At 49.7% G+C, this 18616-nt stretch carries 14 protein-coding genes; 9 read left to right on the forward strand and 5 right to left on the reverse strand.

All coding sequences use genetic code 11. The features are described from left to right. Positions 1-30 precede the first annotated feature (30 nt). The gene (gene mutL, locus L3J94_03090) at positions 31-1878 is read left to right on the forward strand and encodes a DNA mismatch repair endonuclease MutL (protein ID MCF6217741.1); all 1848 of its coding nucleotides are present in this window, start codon (positions 31-33) and stop codon (positions 1876-1878) included. Positions 1879-1949: 71 nt separating this feature from the next. Then, the gene (locus tag L3J94_03095; protein MCF6217742.1) at positions 1950-3164 is read left to right on the forward strand and encodes an argininosuccinate synthase; all 1215 of its coding nucleotides are present in this window, start codon (positions 1950-1952) and stop codon (positions 3162-3164) included. A gap of 31 nt (positions 3165-3195) precedes the next feature. Here L3J94_03095 and L3J94_03100 read toward each other — a convergent pair whose 3' ends face one another. Further along, positions 3196-3633, reverse strand: coding sequence for a DUF1841 family protein (locus L3J94_03100; GenBank protein MCF6217743.1), 438 nt, complete (start codon positions 3631-3633; stop codon positions 3196-3198). 3 nt (positions 3634-3636) lie between these two features. Then, complete coding sequence (gene nth / locus L3J94_03105; protein MCF6217744.1) at positions 3637-4272, reverse strand: endonuclease III; 636 nt, start codon at positions 4270-4272, stop codon at positions 3637-3639. A gap of 218 nt (positions 4273-4490) precedes the next feature. Here nth and L3J94_03110 point away from each other — a divergent pair, with 218 nt between their 5' ends. The 4 genes from L3J94_03110 (at position 4491) to L3J94_03125 (ending at position 12372) form a co-directional block, all read left to right on the forward strand. After that, a complete protein-coding gene (locus tag L3J94_03110; protein ID MCF6217745.1) occupies positions 4491-7334 on the forward strand; it encodes an Ig-like domain-containing protein in 2844 nt (947 codons plus the stop codon). Between the two features lie 269 nt (positions 7335-7603). After that, entirely contained in the window at positions 7604-9805 is a 2202-nt protein-coding gene (locus L3J94_03115; protein MCF6217746.1) for a primosomal protein N', read from the forward strand. A 117-nt stretch (positions 9806-9922) separates the two neighbouring features. Beyond that, entirely contained in the window at positions 9923-11695 is a 1773-nt protein-coding gene (gene argS / locus L3J94_03120; GenBank protein ID MCF6217747.1) for an arginine--tRNA ligase, read from the forward strand. After that, the gene (locus tag L3J94_03125) at positions 11695-12372 is read left to right on the forward strand and encodes an SPOR domain-containing protein (GenBank protein ID MCF6217748.1); all 678 of its coding nucleotides are present in this window, start codon (positions 11695-11697) and stop codon (positions 12370-12372) included. Before argS ends, L3J94_03125 begins: the two co-directional genes overlap by 1 nt. A gap of 107 nt (positions 12373-12479) precedes the next feature. Here L3J94_03125 and L3J94_03130 read toward each other — a convergent pair whose 3' ends face one another. After that, entirely contained in the window at positions 12480-13412 is a 933-nt protein-coding gene (locus L3J94_03130) for a 6-bladed beta-propeller (protein ID MCF6217749.1), read from the reverse strand. A gap of 170 nt (positions 13413-13582) precedes the next feature. Beyond that, positions 13583-14398 carry a hypothetical protein gene (locus L3J94_03135; protein ID MCF6217750.1) on the reverse strand — a complete coding sequence of 272 codons (816 nt, stop codon included), beginning with the start codon at positions 14396-14398 and terminating at the stop codon, positions 13583-13585. Positions 14399-14679: 281 nt separating this feature from the next. On the opposite strand from L3J94_03135, the gene L3J94_03140 reads away from it, so the two are divergent. Continuing rightward, entirely contained in the window at positions 14680-15606 is a 927-nt protein-coding gene (locus tag L3J94_03140; protein MCF6217751.1) for a hypothetical protein, read from the forward strand. Positions 15607-15703: 97 nt separating this feature from the next. Here the strand turns inward: L3J94_03140 and L3J94_03145 are convergent, their stop codons facing one another. Continuing rightward, positions 15704-16459 carry a pentapeptide repeat-containing protein gene (locus tag L3J94_03145; GenBank protein MCF6217752.1) on the reverse strand — a complete coding sequence of 252 codons (756 nt, stop codon included), beginning with the start codon at positions 16457-16459 and terminating at the stop codon, positions 15704-15706. Between the two features lie 74 nt (positions 16460-16533). Between L3J94_03145 and L3J94_03150 the strand changes: the two genes are divergently transcribed. Further along, positions 16534-17037, forward strand: coding sequence for a nicotinamide-nucleotide amidohydrolase family protein (locus tag L3J94_03150; protein ID MCF6217753.1), 504 nt, complete (start codon positions 16534-16536; stop codon positions 17035-17037). Positions 17038-17191: 154 nt separating this feature from the next. Continuing rightward, positions 17192-18211 carry a recombinase RecA gene (gene recA, locus L3J94_03155; GenBank protein MCF6217754.1) on the forward strand — a complete coding sequence of 340 codons (1020 nt, stop codon included), beginning with the start codon at positions 17192-17194 and terminating at the stop codon, positions 18209-18211. Positions 18212-18616 lie beyond the last annotated feature (405 nt).

Below are 18616 nucleotides of genomic sequence, written 5' to 3' on the forward strand. Positions count from 1 at the left end.
CGCACACTTACATGACGTGTGCACGCTGCTATGAAATCAAGCCAACCCGCTCCCCGTATACGCCCCTTGTCTACCCAGGTCTCAAACCAAATTGCCGCAGGTGAGGTGGTCGAGCGCCCGGCTTCTGTGGTTAAGGAGCTGATGGAAAACGCGTTGGATGCCGGTGCCGATAAAATCGAGTTGGAAGTGGAGCAGGGCGGTATCAAGCTGATTCGTATCCGCGATAATGGTTGTGGTATCCATAAAGATGATTTGACACTGGCGCTGTGTCGGCACGCTACCAGTAAAATTAGTCGAGCTGAAGATCTTGAGGAGGTGGCGACACTGGGCTTTCGAGGCGAAGCGCTACCCAGTATCAGCTCGGTGTCGCGTCTTAAAATTGATTCCCGTACAGCGACGGAAGAGTGTGGGTGGAGCATTCAGGGTGATGGTAGTGATGTCAGCAGTGCGCCGGAGCCGGTGGCTCATCCACCCGGAACGACACTGGAAATTCGTGATCTTTTCTACAATTTACCGGCGCGACGGAAATTCTTACGCACCGAAAAAACAGAATTCAATCATCTGGATGAAGTGGTAAAGCGCATTGCGCTGAGTCGCCACGATGTAGCGATTACCGTTCATCACAACAGTAAGCGGGTGAAGGGCTACCGTGCCGCGAATGATGCTGCTTCACATCGTCAGCGTATCGCGGCCATCTGCGGTTCAGGCTTTGTTGAGCATGCCATCACTATCGATTTTGAGGCAGCCGGTTTGCATCTTACCGGCTGGATTGCCGAGCCTGCTTTTTCCCGGAGCCAAGCCGACCAGCAATACTTTTTTGTAAACGGCCGCGTGGTGCGAGATAAATTGATCACCCACGCGATTCGTCAAGCTTATAAAGATGTGCTTTTTCAGGGGCGACACCCGGCTTATATTCTCTATTTGGAGATTGAGCCGATATTAGTGGATGTGAATGTTCACCCGACCAAGCACGAAGTGCGTTTTCGCGAGGGGCGTTTGGTTCATGATTTTCTGTTTCGATCGATTCATCAAGGGTTGGCCGCCGTTCGCCCCGGTGATCGTCCAGAGGTTATTGAACACCCCGTTGGCGATGTTGCGCCACCGCTGAGTCTGGCCGCAGTGGGTGAAAACGCCACACCACAGGGCACCGCATTTAACCCACAAAGTCAGCAACGGATGCCCTTGAAGGTGATGGAGCAGGTTGCCCTTTATGGCAAGCTACACGCGGGTGCGGCATCGTCAGGTAGAGGGGGGCTGCCGCAATCTTTTAACGGCGACCTAGAGGGCGATGAAGTGCCGCCTTTGGGTTATGCGGTTGCGCAGATACACGGTGTCTATATTATTTCCCAAAACAGCCAGGGAATGGTGATTGTTGATATGCATGCGGCCCACGAGCGAATCACTTATGAGCGAATGAAGTGCTCGATGCAGAGCGATGGGATTAAATCCCAGCCACTGCTGGTTCCCATTAATATGGCGGTCAGTGAGTGTGAGGCGCGCCTGGTTGAGGAGCGTGGTGAGCTCTTTAGTGATTTTGGCTTTGAGCTTTCACCCGCAGGGCCGCAAAGTATCGTGATACGTCAGGTGCCCACTATTTTAAAAGATGCGAATGCAGAGCAGCTGGTAAGGGATTTGCTGGCGGATGTGCTGGTGCATGGCAGCTCGCGGCGTGTTGAGCAGGAGATGAATGAGATTTTGGGTACCATGGCATGCCATGGGTCAGTGCGCGCTAACCGTCAGTTGGCCCTGCCTGAAATGAATGCGTTGCTGCGGGATATGGAACAGACTGAGCGCAGCGGCCAGTGTAATCACGGCAGACCCACCTGGACTCAGCTCGCCATGGCTGATCTGGATAAACTCTTTATGCGTGGCCAGTAGTCACTCTAATCCCTAGGGATTTAGAGTATAATAGAATCAGTTTAATTTAATATTTTCGATTTGGAGTTTTCATGTCTGATATCAAAAAGGTTGTCCTGGCTTACTCTGGTGGCTTGGATACATCTATTATTCTCAAGTGGCTACAGGATGAGTATCAATGTGAGGTGGTTACTTTCACGGCTGATATCGGACAGGGCGAAGAGGTTGAGCCAGCGCGGAAAAAGGCGGAGGCGCTTGGGATCAAAGAGATCTACATTGACGACCTGCGTGAAGAGTATGCGCGTGACTTTATCTTTCCGATGTTTCGAGCCAATGCGATTTATGAAGGTGAATATCTGCTGGGTACCTCGATTGCCCGGCCACTGATTGCCAAGCGCCAAATTGAGATTGCAAAAGAGACCGGAGCAGATGCCGTCTCTCACGGTGCCACCGGCAAGGGTAACGATCAGGTGCGCTTTGAGCTGGGCTACTACGGATTGAATCCCGGTGTGCATGTGATCGCTCCTTGGCGTGAGTGGGATCTTAATTCCCGTAAAAAACTGCTGGCGTATGCTGATGAGCATGGCATTGCGGTTGAAAACAAGAAAGGCAAAAAATCGCCCTACTCGATGGATGCCAATCTGCTGCATATCTCCTACGAAGGCGGAATTCTGGAGGACCCCTGGGCGGAGCCAGAAGAGGAGATGTGGCGCTGGAGTGTCTCTCCTGAGCAAGCGCCTGATGTGGCAACTTATATCGAACTGACCTACCTACAAGGCGATATTATTGCGATCGACAATATGGGGATGACCCCTGCTCAGGTAATGGAGCACTTGAATAAAGTTGGAGGTGATAACGGTATCGGTCGACTGGATATTGTAGAAAATCGTTATGTGGGCATGAAGTCTCGCGGCTGCTACGAAACCCCAGCGGGAACCATTATGCTGAAAGGGCATCGCGCCATTGAGTCGATTACTCTGGACCGTGAAGTGGCGCACTTGAAAGATGAGCTGATGCCGCGCTACGCGCAGATGATCTATAACGGCTATTGGTGGGCACCTGAGCGGCAAATGATGCAGGAGATGATCGATGCTTCACAGGTTACTGTGAACGGTAAGGTGCGCTTGAAACTCTACAAGGGTAATGTGACCGTTGTGGGTCGTGAGTCTAAGAGCAACAGTCTGTTTGATGCTAATATCGCAACCTTTGAAGATGATGAAGGTGCTTATAATCAAGCCGATGCTGAAGGGTTTATTAAACTGAATGCGTTACGTTTGCGGATTGCCGGAAATAAAAAGCAGTGGTAGGGCCGCTCGCGGTGAGTGGGCGCACCGAGCCTTAGAGCTGCCTTGCCAGCTCCTGTAGTTGTGCGAGGTAGGCCTGCTCGTCGGGCAATACATTATAGCGCTGCGAGCGCCACATCTCTTCCGCCAGCTGTTCCATCATCAGGTGCTCGGCATCGTGAGCAACCTTCTTTTTTTCTAACAGCTGGCGGGCTACATCACGGATTCCGGCAGGGCGGTCAGTTGATATCTGCTCATGCAGGGCGATGTGCATCGCCATATGCAAAAAGGGGTTGGTCTCTCCCAGTTCGGGAGGGTATTCGCGTTCTGCGTGCTGGTTTTTTTGCGCTATCAGCTTTTGATATTCAGGGTGCATTTTAATAACCCCGGTGATGATCTCTTCCAGCGGAGTGAGCGGCAGCTGTTGTTGCTGCTTCTCCCAGGCATCAAAAAAACCTTTACGCAGCTGCTTGCGGTCTTGACTGAAAAACATCGTTTATATCTCCGTTTTCTCGTGATATTCGCATAAATCCTCAATAAGACAGGATCCACAGCGAGGCTTGCGTGCGATACAGGTGTAACGGCCATGCAGAATCAGCCAGTGGTGTGCATCAACCAAAAACGCTTTGGGAATAACGTTCATCAGTTTTTTCTCTACCACCAGTACATTGCTTCCTGGCGCAATTCGGGTTCGGTTGGAGACTCGAAATATGTGTGTGTCCACCGCCATTGCCGGGTGACCAAAGGCGGTATTGAGTACAACATTGGCGGTTTTTCGCCCCACGCCGGGCAGTGCCTCCAGAGCTTCACGGCTTTCGGGTACTTCACTCTGGTGGCGGCCGACCAGCAGGGCGCAGGTTTTGATAATATTGGCCGCTTTGGTGTTGAAGAGGCCGATACTTTTAATATACTGTTTGAGCCCCTTTTCGCCCAGCTCAAAAATTGCCTGCGGGGTATTGGCGATGGGAAACAGCTTGTCAGTTGCCTTATTCACCCCTTTGTCGGTTGCTTGTGCAGAGAGGATAACCGCGATCAGCAGTTCAAAAGGGCTTGAGTAGTTAAGTTCGGTAACCGGTTGAGGGTTCTCTTCACGCCAACGTGAAAAAATTTCATATCGTTTTTGTCTGTTCATTGGGCTGAAAGCTTTTTTTGACCTCAAAATGAAAAAAGTGCCGATCGGCACACATGTTTGGCTGGATTATGCCGTTACAATCAAGTAGCTTGTTAAAGAATTGATGGAAGCTTACAATTATTAAAGGAATTGTACATATTCCAGTGTATAAAGTCATGGGTCCTGAAAGGTTCGAAGCGGCCAGATGTATGGCAAAAGCAAAGAGTGGGAGTAGATAGATGCGCGATTGGATTAAACTAATAATGGTTATTACCTTTTCATTGGTACTGGCCGCTTGCGGTGGTGATGGCTTGGGAACCTCCAACTCAACAGGCCAGGACACTACAGTGCCCGATCCCGATCCCGATGTGCCCGTCCCTACCTCTAATGCAACTAATATAACGCTAGAGGTCAGTAGTCGGCAAATGCCTTCAGATGGCTCAAATACAGTCACCCTGACGGCAGTGGCCAGAGATAACAGTAACCGGTATGTGGAGAATACAACCATTGAATTTTCTGCATCATCGGGTGGTATTTTACCGGGTGAGCGCACCATAACTAACTCTTCAGGGCGAGTCTCTGCAACGTTGGATGTGGGTGGTGATCCCGCTAATCGAACCATTACGGTGACCGCAGTTGATAGTGTAACCGGTCAGAGTGCCAGCCAATTGGTTGAAGTGAGGGATACACAGTTTGTCTTTTCCGGCCCCCAGCGTATTGAGGTGGGTGAGAGTGCCGAGCTGGTGGTGCAACTGGTGGATGCCGGTGGCAACCCGATCGCTTTTGAGACGATCACCTTAATCTCCTCTTTGGGTAATACTATTCAAACCCCTAACGGTCTGACCACAGACAGCACTGGCCGTGTTACCGTAACGGTGCTTGGCGGGGTGGCGGGTTCCGATATCATTACCGCCACGGCTGCCACTGGCCTGAATGCGGATAATAGTAGCTTTGCGCTGGATATTATCACTGCAGATGCTATCTCCTTCTACTTCGACTTGCCCGTTGATAATGCTGAGGTTGCATTGGGTGCCAATGCGGCGTTTCGTGTCTGCCTGACCGATAGCGCAGCGGCTGTGGCAGCGGGTACCGTTATTCAAATCTCATCCACCCGTGGAGCGTTCGGTTCAAGCGGCGGCGCGGTTGCCTCTTATAGCTCGAACGGAGTTGCCACTTGCTGGGATGATACATTGTCGAATCAGGGCGCGGGTTTTGCTCAAGTACTGGCGACCACCTCCAGTGCCACAACTGCTTATGATGGCTTGAGTGCTTCAAAACTACTTGAGTTTATTTCAACCACGGTCAGCCAGGTTAATGTACAGGCTGAAAAATCTATTTTGGTACGTGGGGAGCAGACCCAGATTGTCGCCACACTGCGTGATAGCCACTATAATCTGGTGAAAAACAGAACGGTGAGCTTTTCCATTGATGCCGATGCCAGTAATGGTAACCTCAACCCTCCTACAGCAATCACCAACAGCAATGGAGAGGCGACGGTTGTTTATACAGCGGGGATGGCCAGTTCGGGGCTGTATGATGTGGTCATTAAAGCGCAAGATTATGAATCGGGACTTTTTTCGACCACAGAGCTTACGGTACAAAACAGAGCATTGCATGTAGCGCTGGGTACCGGTAATACCATGGCTAATTATGATGATGAGTCATTGACCAGCTATGCTCTCCCCTATAGCGCAATAGTCACCGACTCTGCTGGGCAACCGGTTGCTAATCAGGCGGTCAGTATCTCCATCTGGTCGCACCGTTATTACAAGGGTAGCTACTACCCCACCTACTCTCCAACCGGTGGCTTTATCCTTTATAGCAATGCGCCCGTTGATGAGTATCAGTGGGATGTGCCTGATGATGGCGTGATTAACTGGGGGCGTGTGGTCACCTGCGGTAATGAGGATACTGACCTGAATGGTATTGCTGACTTTGACGAAGATCTCAACAGGAATAGATTTTTTGATCGAATCAATGAAGATCTGAACGGTAACGGTACGATCGATTTAAGTGAAGATACCAATGCAAATGGTATTCTGGATATCCTTGAAGATGTGAACCGTAACGGTATTTTAGATCCGGGTGAGGATCTTAATGGGAATGGTAAGCTGGATGCCACTGAGGATATCAATCTCAATGGGGTGTTGGATGGCAGTGAAGATACTAATGAAAATGGTGTTTTGGATGTGCTTGAAGATACCAACCTCAATGGCCGATTAGATCCAGGTGAGGATTTGAATTTCAATGGTGTGTTAGACGCCACGGAGGATCTGGACGGTGATGGTTTCTTGACCAGCGAAGATATTAATCGCAACGGTATTTTGGATGCGGGTGAAGATACTAACGGTGATGGCGTATTAACCACGGAAGACCTTAACGGTAACGGGGTGCTGGATGTCAGCGAAGACCGCAACCTCAACGGTCTGCTAGATCTGGGTGAGGATCTGAATGGTAACGGCATTATTGATGTTAGTGAGGACCGTAACCGGAATGGCTTTCTGGATGTGCTGGAAGATGCCAACAGAAATGGCACGCTGGATCCGGGTGAAGACCTCAATGGCAATAATATTTTAGATCTCAGCGAAGATATCAATGGCAATGGTGTGCTGGATGTCGATGAGGATATTGATGGCGATGGGGTGTTTGATACCTATGAAGACAGCAATCAGAATGGGCTTCTGGATGCAGGTGAAGATCTGAACGGTAACGGCATACTTGATCTGCCGGTTGATGTGGATGTTAATGTTAATGGCCGCCTTGATCCGGGTAATATCGCGACCATTTCAGTGGATGACACTATCGGTGCCTTCTCAATCAATACCACTACGGATGAGAACGGTGTCGCGATCTTTGCGGTCATCTATCCTGAAAACTATGCAAACTGGTTAGAGGTGTCACTCACCGCATCGGCCATTGTTGATGGCACGGAAGATTCAGCCCGAGTACGCTTCCGTTTACCGGCGCTGGCCAGTGACCTTAATCAGGAGGATGTGCCTCCGGCGGGTTACACCAGTCCATTTGGTCGCGGTTATGATGCGGGTACTCGCTTGATTCAGGGCTGTACGGTGGATGAAATTTAACCCCTCTATTGTGCGGTGTGTTTAGTTAAAAAGGGTGGCATTGCCGCCCTTTTTAATGGGCGAAATATCTGTATATAGATACCCCTAATCCCCAGATAGAAACCCGTATGCTACACAAGCTCTTGATTCTACAGCAAAACAAAAATAGCCGCCGAACCTGCGGGTGCGACTAATGTTTTTAGTTTCACTGTGAAACCAAACGCTTACACATCATCTCGCGTTTCTATCTGGGGATTAGGAGATACAGAAAAGATGGCAATATTAATTTTATGTTGAGTCGTAAATCTATCTGGTCAGTTGCCGTTCCTTCACCCTTGCGCCGTGTTTTTGATTATTGGCTGCCGGATGGCTTGACGGTAGTGCCTCGGCCTGGGTTGCGAGTTGAAGTGCCTTTTGCCGGCCGGCAGCTGATCGGGGTGTTGATTCGCTCTCAGGCCGGCGGCAGTGTGACACCCGATAGTAAACTTAAAAGCATTATCAAGGTGTTGGATGATGAAGCGTTGTTGGGCGGTACGCTGTTTCGCCTACTGGCGTGGAGCAGTGGTTATTACCATCACCCGATGGGTGAGGTTTTTTCGGCCGCACTGCCAACGTTGCTGCGCCAAGGGGGTGAGCTGTCGTATCGTGGGCAGCGTTGCTGGCATTTAAGTGATACAGGTCTCGATGTTGACCAAGAGAGCCTTAAGCGAGCACCCAAACAACGTTTGTTGCTGACACTGTTGAGCGAACACGGAGTATTGAGTGATCGACAACTGAATCAATACGCCAAAGGGTGGCAGCCGGCCATGCGTTCACTGCGTGAGAAGGCGTTGGTGGAGGCTGAGCAGCGAGCCGAAATTCACCCAATGGCTGCTGAAGAGCTGAGAGAGCTCAATGCTGAGCAGGCGGTGGCGGTCAATGATGTGCTGGCAGGTCTGTCTGCTTTTCACCCCTTTTTACTGAATGGTGTTACCGGTTCGGGAAAAACGGAGGTCTATCTCTCCATTGCAGAAAAGGTGATTGAGCAAGGTCGCCAGGTGTTGATACTGGTGCCTGAAATAGGCCTCACACCGCAGCTGGTTTCACGTTTTCAGCAACGCTTTGCAGTGCCCATTGCATTGATGCACTCGGGGTTAAACGACCAAGAGCGCCTTGATAGCTGGCTCATTGCCCGTGATGGCCGTGCGCCATTGATTATCGGTACCCGCTCGGCGGTATTTTCGCAGATAAAAAATCTGGGTCTGATTATTGTTGATGAGGAGCACGACGCTTCGTTTAAGCAGCAGGATGGCTTTAGATACTCTGCCCGTGATGTTGCGGTAATGCGTGCCCGTCTTGAAAAAGTAGCGATTGTTTTGGGTTCGGCAACCCCTTCTCTGGAGACACTGTATAACGTCGCGCAGGGGCGATACCGTGAGCTTAAACTAACCCAGCGAGCCGGTGGAGCAAAACCACCTAAAATTGAGGCGCTGGATGTGCGCGGTCAATATATGGAGCACGGCATCTCCAATGCGCTGATTACACAAATGCGTCAACATCTTGCAAAGTCTGGGCAAGTGTTATTGTTTCTTAATCGTCGAGGTTATTCACCTACCCTCCTATGCCATGATTGCGGCTGGTCTGCCGAGTGCCAGCGCTGTGATAGTCACATGGTCTTACACCAGCGCGAGCAGCGGCTTCGTTGCCACCACTGTGGTAAGGATGAGCGCATGGTGCGGGTTTGCCCGCAGTGTAAAAGTGAGCAGTTACGTTCGATAGGCCAGGGGACGGAGCGTATTGAGGAGGCACTGCAACACCATTTTCCTGAGTATGGAATCGTCAGGATCGACCGTGATAGCACCCGGCGCAAGGGCTCACTTCAAGCGATGATTGATGGGATCCATGATGCTAAGTATCAAATTTTATTGGGGACGCAAATGCTGGCAAAGGGGCACCACTTTCCCAACGTAACGCTGGTGGGAATTCTTGATGCAGAGCAGGGTTTGTATAGTGCTGATTATCGCGCTATGGAGCGGATGGCGCAGCAGGTTTTACAAGTCTCCGGGCGCGCAGGCAGAGCCCAGCGCCCGGGTACGGTTATTATTCAAACGCATCATCCCGAACACCCGATGTTGCGCGAGTTGCTGGAGCAGGGTTACACAAAGTTTTCCACCGCACTGATGCGTGAACGAAAAGAGACGGAGATGCCGCCTTTTACCGCGTTAGCTCTGTTGCGGGCGGAGTCGACTGACCAGGCGTTACCGCAAAGATTTCTGAGTGAGGTCTACCAGTTAGCGGCGGCACATGCGCTGCCCGATGTTCTTCTGTTAGGTCCGGTACCCTCGCCAATGGAGCGCCGGGCGGGCCGTTACCGCGCCCAGCTGTTAATTCAAGCACCGCAACGGGGTGCTCTGCATCGTCTCCTGGATCTGTTGTTACCCCAATTAGAAAAGAGCAAGCTGGGGCGAAAAGTCCGCTGGTCGCTGGATATCGACCCGATCGAAATGTATTAGCTTGACGGCCCAGCTGCTTTCACCGAAATAATCGTATCGCTCCATTTTGCATCCTGTCAGGATGCGTTAAAATAGCGTCATAAATTAGACACGCTGGCTACTCTCTGGAGAATTTACTTGAAAGATCATCTACATGGCTTGATTTTGGATGCTGTCGCACAACTTTGTAAAGAGGGGGTTCTTCCCGAAGAGGCGAGTATTGATGTGAAAATAGAGCGCACACGGGACTCTTCGCATGGTGATTTTGCCACCAATGTCGCTATGGTGATGGCCAAGCATGCTCGCCGCAAGCCACGTGAGCTGGCTGAAATGATTGTTGAGCGCCTACCAAGCTCGGTGAGTGTGAGTAAGGTCGATGTGGCAGGCCCCGGCTTTATAAACTTCTACATCACCGATGATGTGTTGCAATCGGTTGTTAAACGGATTGTCGAAGCGGGCGAGGGATATGGCCATAGTTTGATGGGTGAGGGTAAGTTGGTTCAGGTCGAATTTGTCTCGGCTAACCCTACCGGGCCGCTACACGTAGGGCATGGCAGAGGCGCGGCTTATGGCGCGGCAGTGGCTGACCTGCTGAGTGCTGTGGGGTTTGAAGTTCATCGCGAATACTATGTAAATGATGCGGGTCGCCAAATGGATATCTTGGCTGCTTCCGTCTGGCTGCGTTATTTGCAGCTGTGTGGTGAAGAAATTATGTTTCCGGTGAATGGTTATAAAGGTGATTATGTTTCGGATATTGCCAGCTTATTGAAAGAGCGTGAGGGTGAGCGATTTAAATGGACGGCAGACGAAGTGCTATTGGGCCATCCGGTTGATGCTCAGCCGGATGGTAGTGGCGATAAAGAGGCTTATATCGACTCTATTATCAGCCGTGCAAAGAAGCTGTTAGGTGTAGAGGGCTACCGTACTGTTTTTGACCATGGCTTGAACTTGATACTGAGCGATATTCGCCAAGACTTGCAAGAGTTTGGTGTTGTCTATGATGACTGGTACTCCGAGCGTTCATTAACAGAAGGGGGTGGTGATAAGATTCAGCAGGCACTTGATCGCCTAGAGGCTAATGGTTATATCTATTTGAAAGAGGGTGCCCAGTGGTTTAAGTCCACGGCATTTGGTGATGAAAAAGACCGGGTTGTGGTGCGTGATAATGGCCAGACAACCTATTTTGCTTCTGATATCGCCTACCACATGGAGAAGCTAGAGCGAGGCTATGAGCGGGTGATTGATGTTTGGGGAGCGGACCATCATGGCTATATTCCCCGAGTGAAAGCGGCACTGCAGGCGCTGGGTGAGGATGTGAGCAAGCTGGATGTATTACTGGTGCAGTTTGCGATACTTTACCGAGCAGGAGAGCGGGTACCCATGTCGACCCGCAGTGGCTCCTTTGTGACGCTGCGCGAGCTGCGTAATGAGGTAGGGAACGATGCTGCTCGTTTCTTCTATGTGATGCGTAAAAGTGAACAACACCTTGATTTTGATCTTGACCTGGCGAAGTCGAAGTCCAATGAAAACCCCATCTATTATATTCAATATGGTCATGCGCGGGTTTGTAGTGTCATGCGCCAGTTAGAAGAGAAAGGCCTCACCTATGACCAGGCGAGTGCGTTTAGTGCGCTGGAGCTGTTGAGTGAAGAGTGTGAGCAGGCATTGCTGGTAGCACTTGCCAAGTTTCCGGAAATTGTTGAGGCGGCGGCACTTAATCATGAGCCTCATCAAATCGCACACTACCTGCGTGATACGGCAAATAAATTTCATACTTATTACAATGCTCACCCATTTATCGTTGAGAGTGAAACACAGAGAAATGCGCGTCTGGCGCTAATTCTAGCGGTTAAGCAGGTGCTGGCAAATGGGCTGAAACTGCTTGGGGTGAGTGCGCCGGAGTCCATGTAATGGCACGTGACTATAAAAACAGTAGTCGCTCAAAAGCGGCTGATTCGAGCAGCTCCAGTATATCGAAAAAGCGTGGAGCTGTTAGCGCGAAGCGTAAGCCTGAGAGTGCTGTGGCATCCCCTCGTGCGGGAATGTCACCTGTAGTGGCATTGAGCTTGGGGCTGGGTATTGGTCTGAGCGTAGCCGCTTATATCTACTTTGTTCTTTTGCCCGACTCGTTAGAGGAGGCGGCGGCATCTAAAGTTGAGGTGGTTATAAAAGAGAGTGGCCCCACCCCATCAGTGAAAAAAGCGGCCGATGTCGAGGGAGCGCGTTTTGATTTTTATTCAATTCTTCCCACGCTTGAGGTGATAATTCCGGATCAGGAGATCTACGAGTTGAGAAAAGAGTCTCAGGGGAGTGAGGCGAAAAAAGCCATTAAGCCAATTAAAAAGCCAGGACGCTATCTATTGCAAGCGGGTTCATTTCGTAAGGCTTCTGATGCGGAGCGGGTTAAGGTTGAGCTGGCATTTTTAGGTGTCGAGTCGTATGTTGAGCCGGTTGTTATTGATAATTCAAATACCTGGTATCGAGTACGTGTGGGTCCTTTCGATAACAACAAATCCCTAGATAAAATCCGTAACCGCCTGCTGGATAATCAAATAGAGGTGATGGTGTTGAAGGTAAAGGAGGGGTGATTTTCGCTTCTCTATGCACCGAATTGAATCTGCTCTGATAGAGATAGGGATTAGGGGTGGGATTAAGGTGAGTTAGCCCTCATCCTGAGGGCTAATCTGCGACTATACTACTGCTGCTCTTCCATCTCTTTGCGGATTTTGTTTCTATATTTTACGCCTAAATAGCCATCTTGTGATGTGATTGAGGTTGGCCTGAATATATCAATCTTTCGGAAGAATTGATCTGCATAATAGATGCGACCATCCTCATCAACCTCTAATCCAGAAGGGAGCATGAAGGTGCCCGGTCTGCCGTCGTTACTACGTCTGCCGATGAATAGAAGCAGTTCACCCTTGGGGTTGAATATCTGAAAATTACCAAATGCTGAGTCGCCAACATAAACATTATTATCTTTGTCTGTCGCGATCCCTTTTGGTCGTGAAAAGTTACCGCTGAAACGTCCGGCAACGCCGAATGTTGATTTAAAATCACCCTCTGCAGTGAAAGACTGGACGCGGAAGTTGCCACCATCTACAACGTAAACTGTTCCATCTGGCGCAGTACTGACCTGAATGGGTAGGTTGAAATTACCCGGCTCTTTGCCTCGCTTTCCAACAACCCTTTTGACTTCAAATGTCTCCGCATCGATTACATACAGGTGATGGCGGGTGCTGCTGATTCCCCCGCTATCGATGACATAGAGGGTTTTTCCATCTGGGCTGATGGCGACACCGGATGGTCGGTCAAAGAGAGTTCGTCCTTCCAGCTTGCGCAGGTATTCACCCTCTTCATCGTAAACTTTTATACTTTTGTCGGTGATGTCGGCAACATAAAGATTGCCATCAGCATCAATGTCGATACCCAGTGGCTTCATGAGTGCGCCGGGCCCCTCTTTTACACCGATAAAAGAGGTTTTCCCCCTGGGGACATCGAATAAAATGACGGCGCGCTGAACGGTGTCACTGACATATATCTTCCCCTTTCTTACCGCGATATCAAAGGGTTTTCCCAGCCCGGTTTCGCTTTCAGTGGTGCCGGTTGCCAGAAATTTGAATTTCATTGCGGCCGTTACATCTTTAATACTGGCACCGCTGTAGATAGTCCGCTCATATACAAATCGGGGGTCCTCTGGAGGGTATTGCGGCGGCTTGAACTCTGGTCGTGTCTCGCCGGAGCAGCCCGTTAGGGCGGCTGTGGCAAATAGTAGTGAAAGCGCAATAGTTGTTGTTATTATTTTGCGTGGCAAGTGTTGCATAAAATTTCTCTTCTTACCGTTAGTAGAAGTTCGTTGGTTGAATTGTGTACATCGTGACAGGATGCGCACTCTATATTTCCATCGTAAAGGCGAACGCCATTACTGAAGCCGGTTGTTTGCAAGGGGAGATTGAAATCACGGTCACGCCAGTTGAGGCCCCCATACTGGATGGATATCGGGTGATCATCTGAAAGGTCTGTACCCATTACTTTTGGGGAGATGTCGTGCGCTGCGATGCCGTTATGACATCGGCCACAGCTGTCCAGATCTTCTGAGCCGTTCATCCGCATGTGTAGCGCGGTATCATCTTCGCTTCTGAAGCTGCCGGGTTTGAATAGCACCATATCCATCGCCATAGTGCCATCATGACACGAGAGACAGAGCAGGCTAATGCTGGATGGAGTGCGCAGTGGTGCGTCAAGGCTGGGTGATGTATAGGGAGTGTATTGATCTACTGAGGGTGCAAAACGATTCCAGCCAGCAATGCCTCCCAATAACTCACTGTCAGTATCGGCCTCTTCCGGTGGTAAATGGCAGTAGACGCATGGGTTTCCGTAATCAGAGAAGGCAACCCCTGGCATTGCATTAACCCCGGCACGCTCATTAAGGCCAGTAAAATCGTGCTTCGAGCCCATGATCGGATCATTAAGGCCAATGACGGGATCAGCTATGATCCCGACCGTCGCCAAAGCTTGCGACAGCCCGAAGGCTGCTACAATTGCAGCGGAGAGCAGTAGTAGGCGCTTTCCACCCAAGGGCATATGAAATTTTAGAGAGTCTTTTAAGTTCATCTTGTTCCATTTTTTTTTGGCATAATTAGCCGCAACCTTGTTCCCTCTTTATCGGCTAGTTGCACCAATATTGAAGCATCTTAATAAATTGGTGCGGCATAGTCTATGCCCAGCATCAAACTAACGTGAAAAAAAGGGTGCTAACGGAGGGTTGGGTATCATCGATTCATCAGATTTTTTCAAGCATTAGAGTGTTATGTTACCCTGTCCGCGTGATGGTTTATCACACTGTGGTTTTTCAAAAAACCTGTGGATATTTCAGGGTATGGAAAGGATTTAAAATGAGAGATAGCCGATGTTTTTTGTTGCTGAGTCTGGCATGGCTTGTGTTGTTAGCTCCGGCTATTGCAGCAGAACCCAGCAAAAATATTTCAGAACTACCCGCTGAAGTTCAATTAAATACCCTGACAGATATTCCTTTGAGCGAAAGCGAAGTACGTATCAAGGTGGAGTATGCCCATCGTCTTTTTAATATGGGCCTCGCTAAACGAATCGCTAATAGTCATCACGAGCAGGCAACCATGTTGTTGGAGCAGGCGCATGCACAGGCTGATGCTGCACAGCAAGCGCTCGCTAATGGCGCGCTGCTGGAGGCTGATGATTTAGTCAATCAGTGCTATCGCAGCATGGCAATTGCCTCAACTCTGGTGCCTAGTGAGCATCAACGCGCTCTTGCGGAGACATCCCACTCCAGTATGGTTAAAGGCTTGGCTCACGCTAAGGAGCTTCATACAAATGCCTACCAGCGAGTGGCTGAAACCAGTCAACATATTAACTTTGATATGGAGGCGGTTTATCAACTTGAACAGCTGGCGGTTGGTGAAGTAGCTGATAACAACTATCAAGAGGCTAACCGGCATTTGCGACAAGCTCGAATGCTGGTAGACCTTGCTACCCTGGAGATGTTGGATAATCAGACGGTTACCTACCCTGTTGATGTCAGCACGCCGGCGCGTGAGTATCAATATGAGGTAGGGCGTTTTCGCAGTTATGAAGAACTCATCCCTGTAGCCATTGAGATGAAAAAACCCAATAAAATGCAACTGATGTTGATCACCCGAAAGGTGGATGAAGGCTTGTGGAAGGCTGAGCAGGCACAAATTACGGCTGATGCTGGGAATTATCCCAAGGCAATCCGTATGGTGATGGATGCTTCTGTTGATATTCGTAGGGGCTTGAAGCTGATGAAGGTAAAGCTCTATGAGTAGTTGAAGAGGCTCTGAGCAAGTCATAAAACCTCATCCAGAGTCATTCAGGGGTTTCTTGAGTACTCGAGCAGGTTGTTAAAAGCCCTCCGGATGTGACCTACAAGCACTCACCTACAGATTGCGGTTTACAGCGCTTTCGGTTCGGCCAGATGGCGTTGCCAAGTATCGCATTGTCGAGGGTGACATCGCTTAGGTCAGCCGTGCTGAAGTCAGCGCCAGTTAAATTTGCACCGGTCAGGTTGGCGTCCATGAGTGAGGCGCCTTGGAACTTGGCTTTGGTGAAATTACCGTGGCTGAGATCGGCGCCGTCTAGCTTGGCCTTGCTGAAGTTGGCAAGCTTTGCTTGGCTGTTATTTAGCTTGGCTCTCTTCAGGTTGGCTTGTTCTAGATTGGCTTCTGTTAGGTTTGCACCGCTGAGTGTGGCTTGGCTAAGGTTGGCACTGTAGAGGCGCGCCTTTTGCAGGCGAGCATTTTCTAAATTGGCCTTTTTTAAAACAGCCCGATCAAGTCGTGCTCTCTGTAGTTTGGCTCCGCTCAGATTGGCGCCAGTGAAATCAGCGCGTACAGCATGGGTGCGACGCATAGCCGCATTGCTTAGGTTGCTGCCACTTAGATCGGCGCGATCAAGGTCTGCGCCCGTAAGATCGGCATCAGCAAGGCTGCTGTTCTTCAGGTTACTGTTGAGTAGCAGGGCCTCACTGAGATCAGCTTCAGCTAAATCACGGCCACTGTGATCGCAGTCCATCCAATTAACGCCCGCTTGCGGTGGGTCATCACAACCGGCCACAGCAAGATGGGTTGCCAGTAGCATAAGAAGGGTAAGGGTGAGTCGCTGTTTTGTATTGTTATTCATTCCACCACACAAAGGTTGCTAGAGTTGGGTCGTAACTCTATTACTCGAAGCGAATCAGTACAAGAGGTTCCTTGATGAACAAGTGTATTTTGGCAAAGAAAGTGGGGCATGCGCTAAAAGTGCGTGGCGTAATGATGGCGGCTGCGGAGTCCTGCACGGGAGGCGGTGTCGCTTATGCTATTACTGCGATTTCGGGTAGTTCAGCGTGGTTTGACCGTGGCTTTGTAACCTACACTAATCAGGCTAAACAAGAGATGTTGGGTGTCTCTGGGCAAACGCTGGCTAAATATGGTGCGGTGAGTGAACCCGTGGTGCTCGAAATGGCGCTGGGTGCTCGACAAAATAGCGATGCTAAATTGACACTGGCAATTAGTGGTATCGCCGGCCCAAGTGGTGCCACGGCAGATAAACCTGTGGGAACAGTCTGTTTTGCCTGGAGTTATGGAGAGGATGAACTGCGATCCGAAGTGAAACAGTTTAGTGGTGAGCGTGAAGCTGTTCGCGAGCAATCCATTGCTTACGCCCTGCAGGGGGTGCTGCGCATTTTGGATGAGCCTGCTGATGTTGTCGAAGGATGAAAAAATAGTGTATAAATGTACATGTTGTGTATAATTCATTTCAAGCAGGCATTGCTTTAGTGTTTTCCGAATAATATCTATTATCATGAACTCTTCGGAACCCCTCTGGGTGGTGGCTAACAAAAACTAAAGATACTCGTCAGGAGAGACTCTCGTGGATGCAAATAAACAGAAAGCGCTGCAAGCGGCTTTGAGTCAAATTGAGAAGCAATTTGGTAAGGGATCCGTTATGCGTATGGGTGATACCAGTGCACTGCGGGATATTGGGGTAATATCGACGGGCTCACTGACGCTGGATGTTGCGCTGGGTATCGGTGGTCTACCCAAAGGGCGAGTGGTTGAAATTTATGGCCCAGAATCATCGGGTAAAACGACACTGACGTTGCAGGTGATTGCCGAGGCACAAAAAGCGGGTGGTACCTGTGCTTTTGTTGATGCAGAGCATGCATTGGATCCCCAGTATGCCGAAAAAATCGGGGTCAATGTGGATGAACTGCTGGTATCACAGCCAGATACAGGTGAGCAGGCGCTGGAGATAACAGATATGTTGGTGCGTTCGGCAGCGGTGGATGTGGTTGTGGTCGACTCGGTGGCTGCTTTGACTCCAAAAGCAGAAATTGAAGGTGATATGGGCGATACACATGTTGGCTTGCAAGCGCGATTAATGTCACAGGCACTGCGTAAGTTAACGGCTAATATTAAACGCTCTAATACACTGGTTATTTTTATTAATCAGATTCGTATGAAAATTGGCGTGATGTTTGGTAACCCTGAGACCACCACGGGTGGCAATGCGTTGAAGTTCTACTCATCTGTTCGTTTGGATATCCGCCGTATTGGCGCGATTAAGAAGGGCGACGAAGTGGTGGGTAACGAGACTCGCGTAAAAGTAGTCAAAAATAAAGTGGCCCCCCCTTTTAAGCAAGCTGAATTTGAAATTATGTATGGGCATGGGATCTCACGCCAAGGTGAAATTATTGACCTGGGTGTTAAACTCGGCTTGGTTGATAAGGCGGGTGCTTGGTATAGCTACAACGGTAATCGTATTGGCCAAGGGAAGGATAATGTGCGCAACTTCTTGAAGGAAAACCCAAAAATTGCCGCGACGATCGAGACGGCTATTCGTGCAGAGCTGTTACCGGTAGCACCTGCTTCAGAAGAGAAAAAGAGCTAGGCCATTTCTTACAGTGCATAAAACAGACAAAGGGAGCTCAAGCTCCCTTTGTCTGTTTTATGCACTGTGTATCGGGAGGTAAGGCTACTTTATTAGAGGGATTTGCACGATGCAGCTACGGTGTTATACTTCGTGCGCCGTCATTTAGATAAAGTCTAAAAATAGGGGCTTAGTGTGTTGGTATTTCTTTTCGGTGCATTTCGGATGCTCCTGAACAATTCATAGTTTTTAGGCTTGAATGCGCTTGGGTTTATACATTTAGAGTACCTCTATTGAATTGCTAGGAGGCTGTCGGGCTTAGGTGATCGTAGCGAGGGAAAGCCATTTTGAGTCCATTTTTTTGATCGTTTGAGGCGAATGTTGAGCATATTCAACGAAAATGATCGGAGAAATGGGCCTGAATGG

This window comes from Gammaproteobacteria bacterium (genome assembly GCA_021647245.1).
Taxonomy (GTDB): Bacteria; Pseudomonadota; Gammaproteobacteria; order RBG-16-57-12; family RBG-16-57-12; genus JAFLJP01.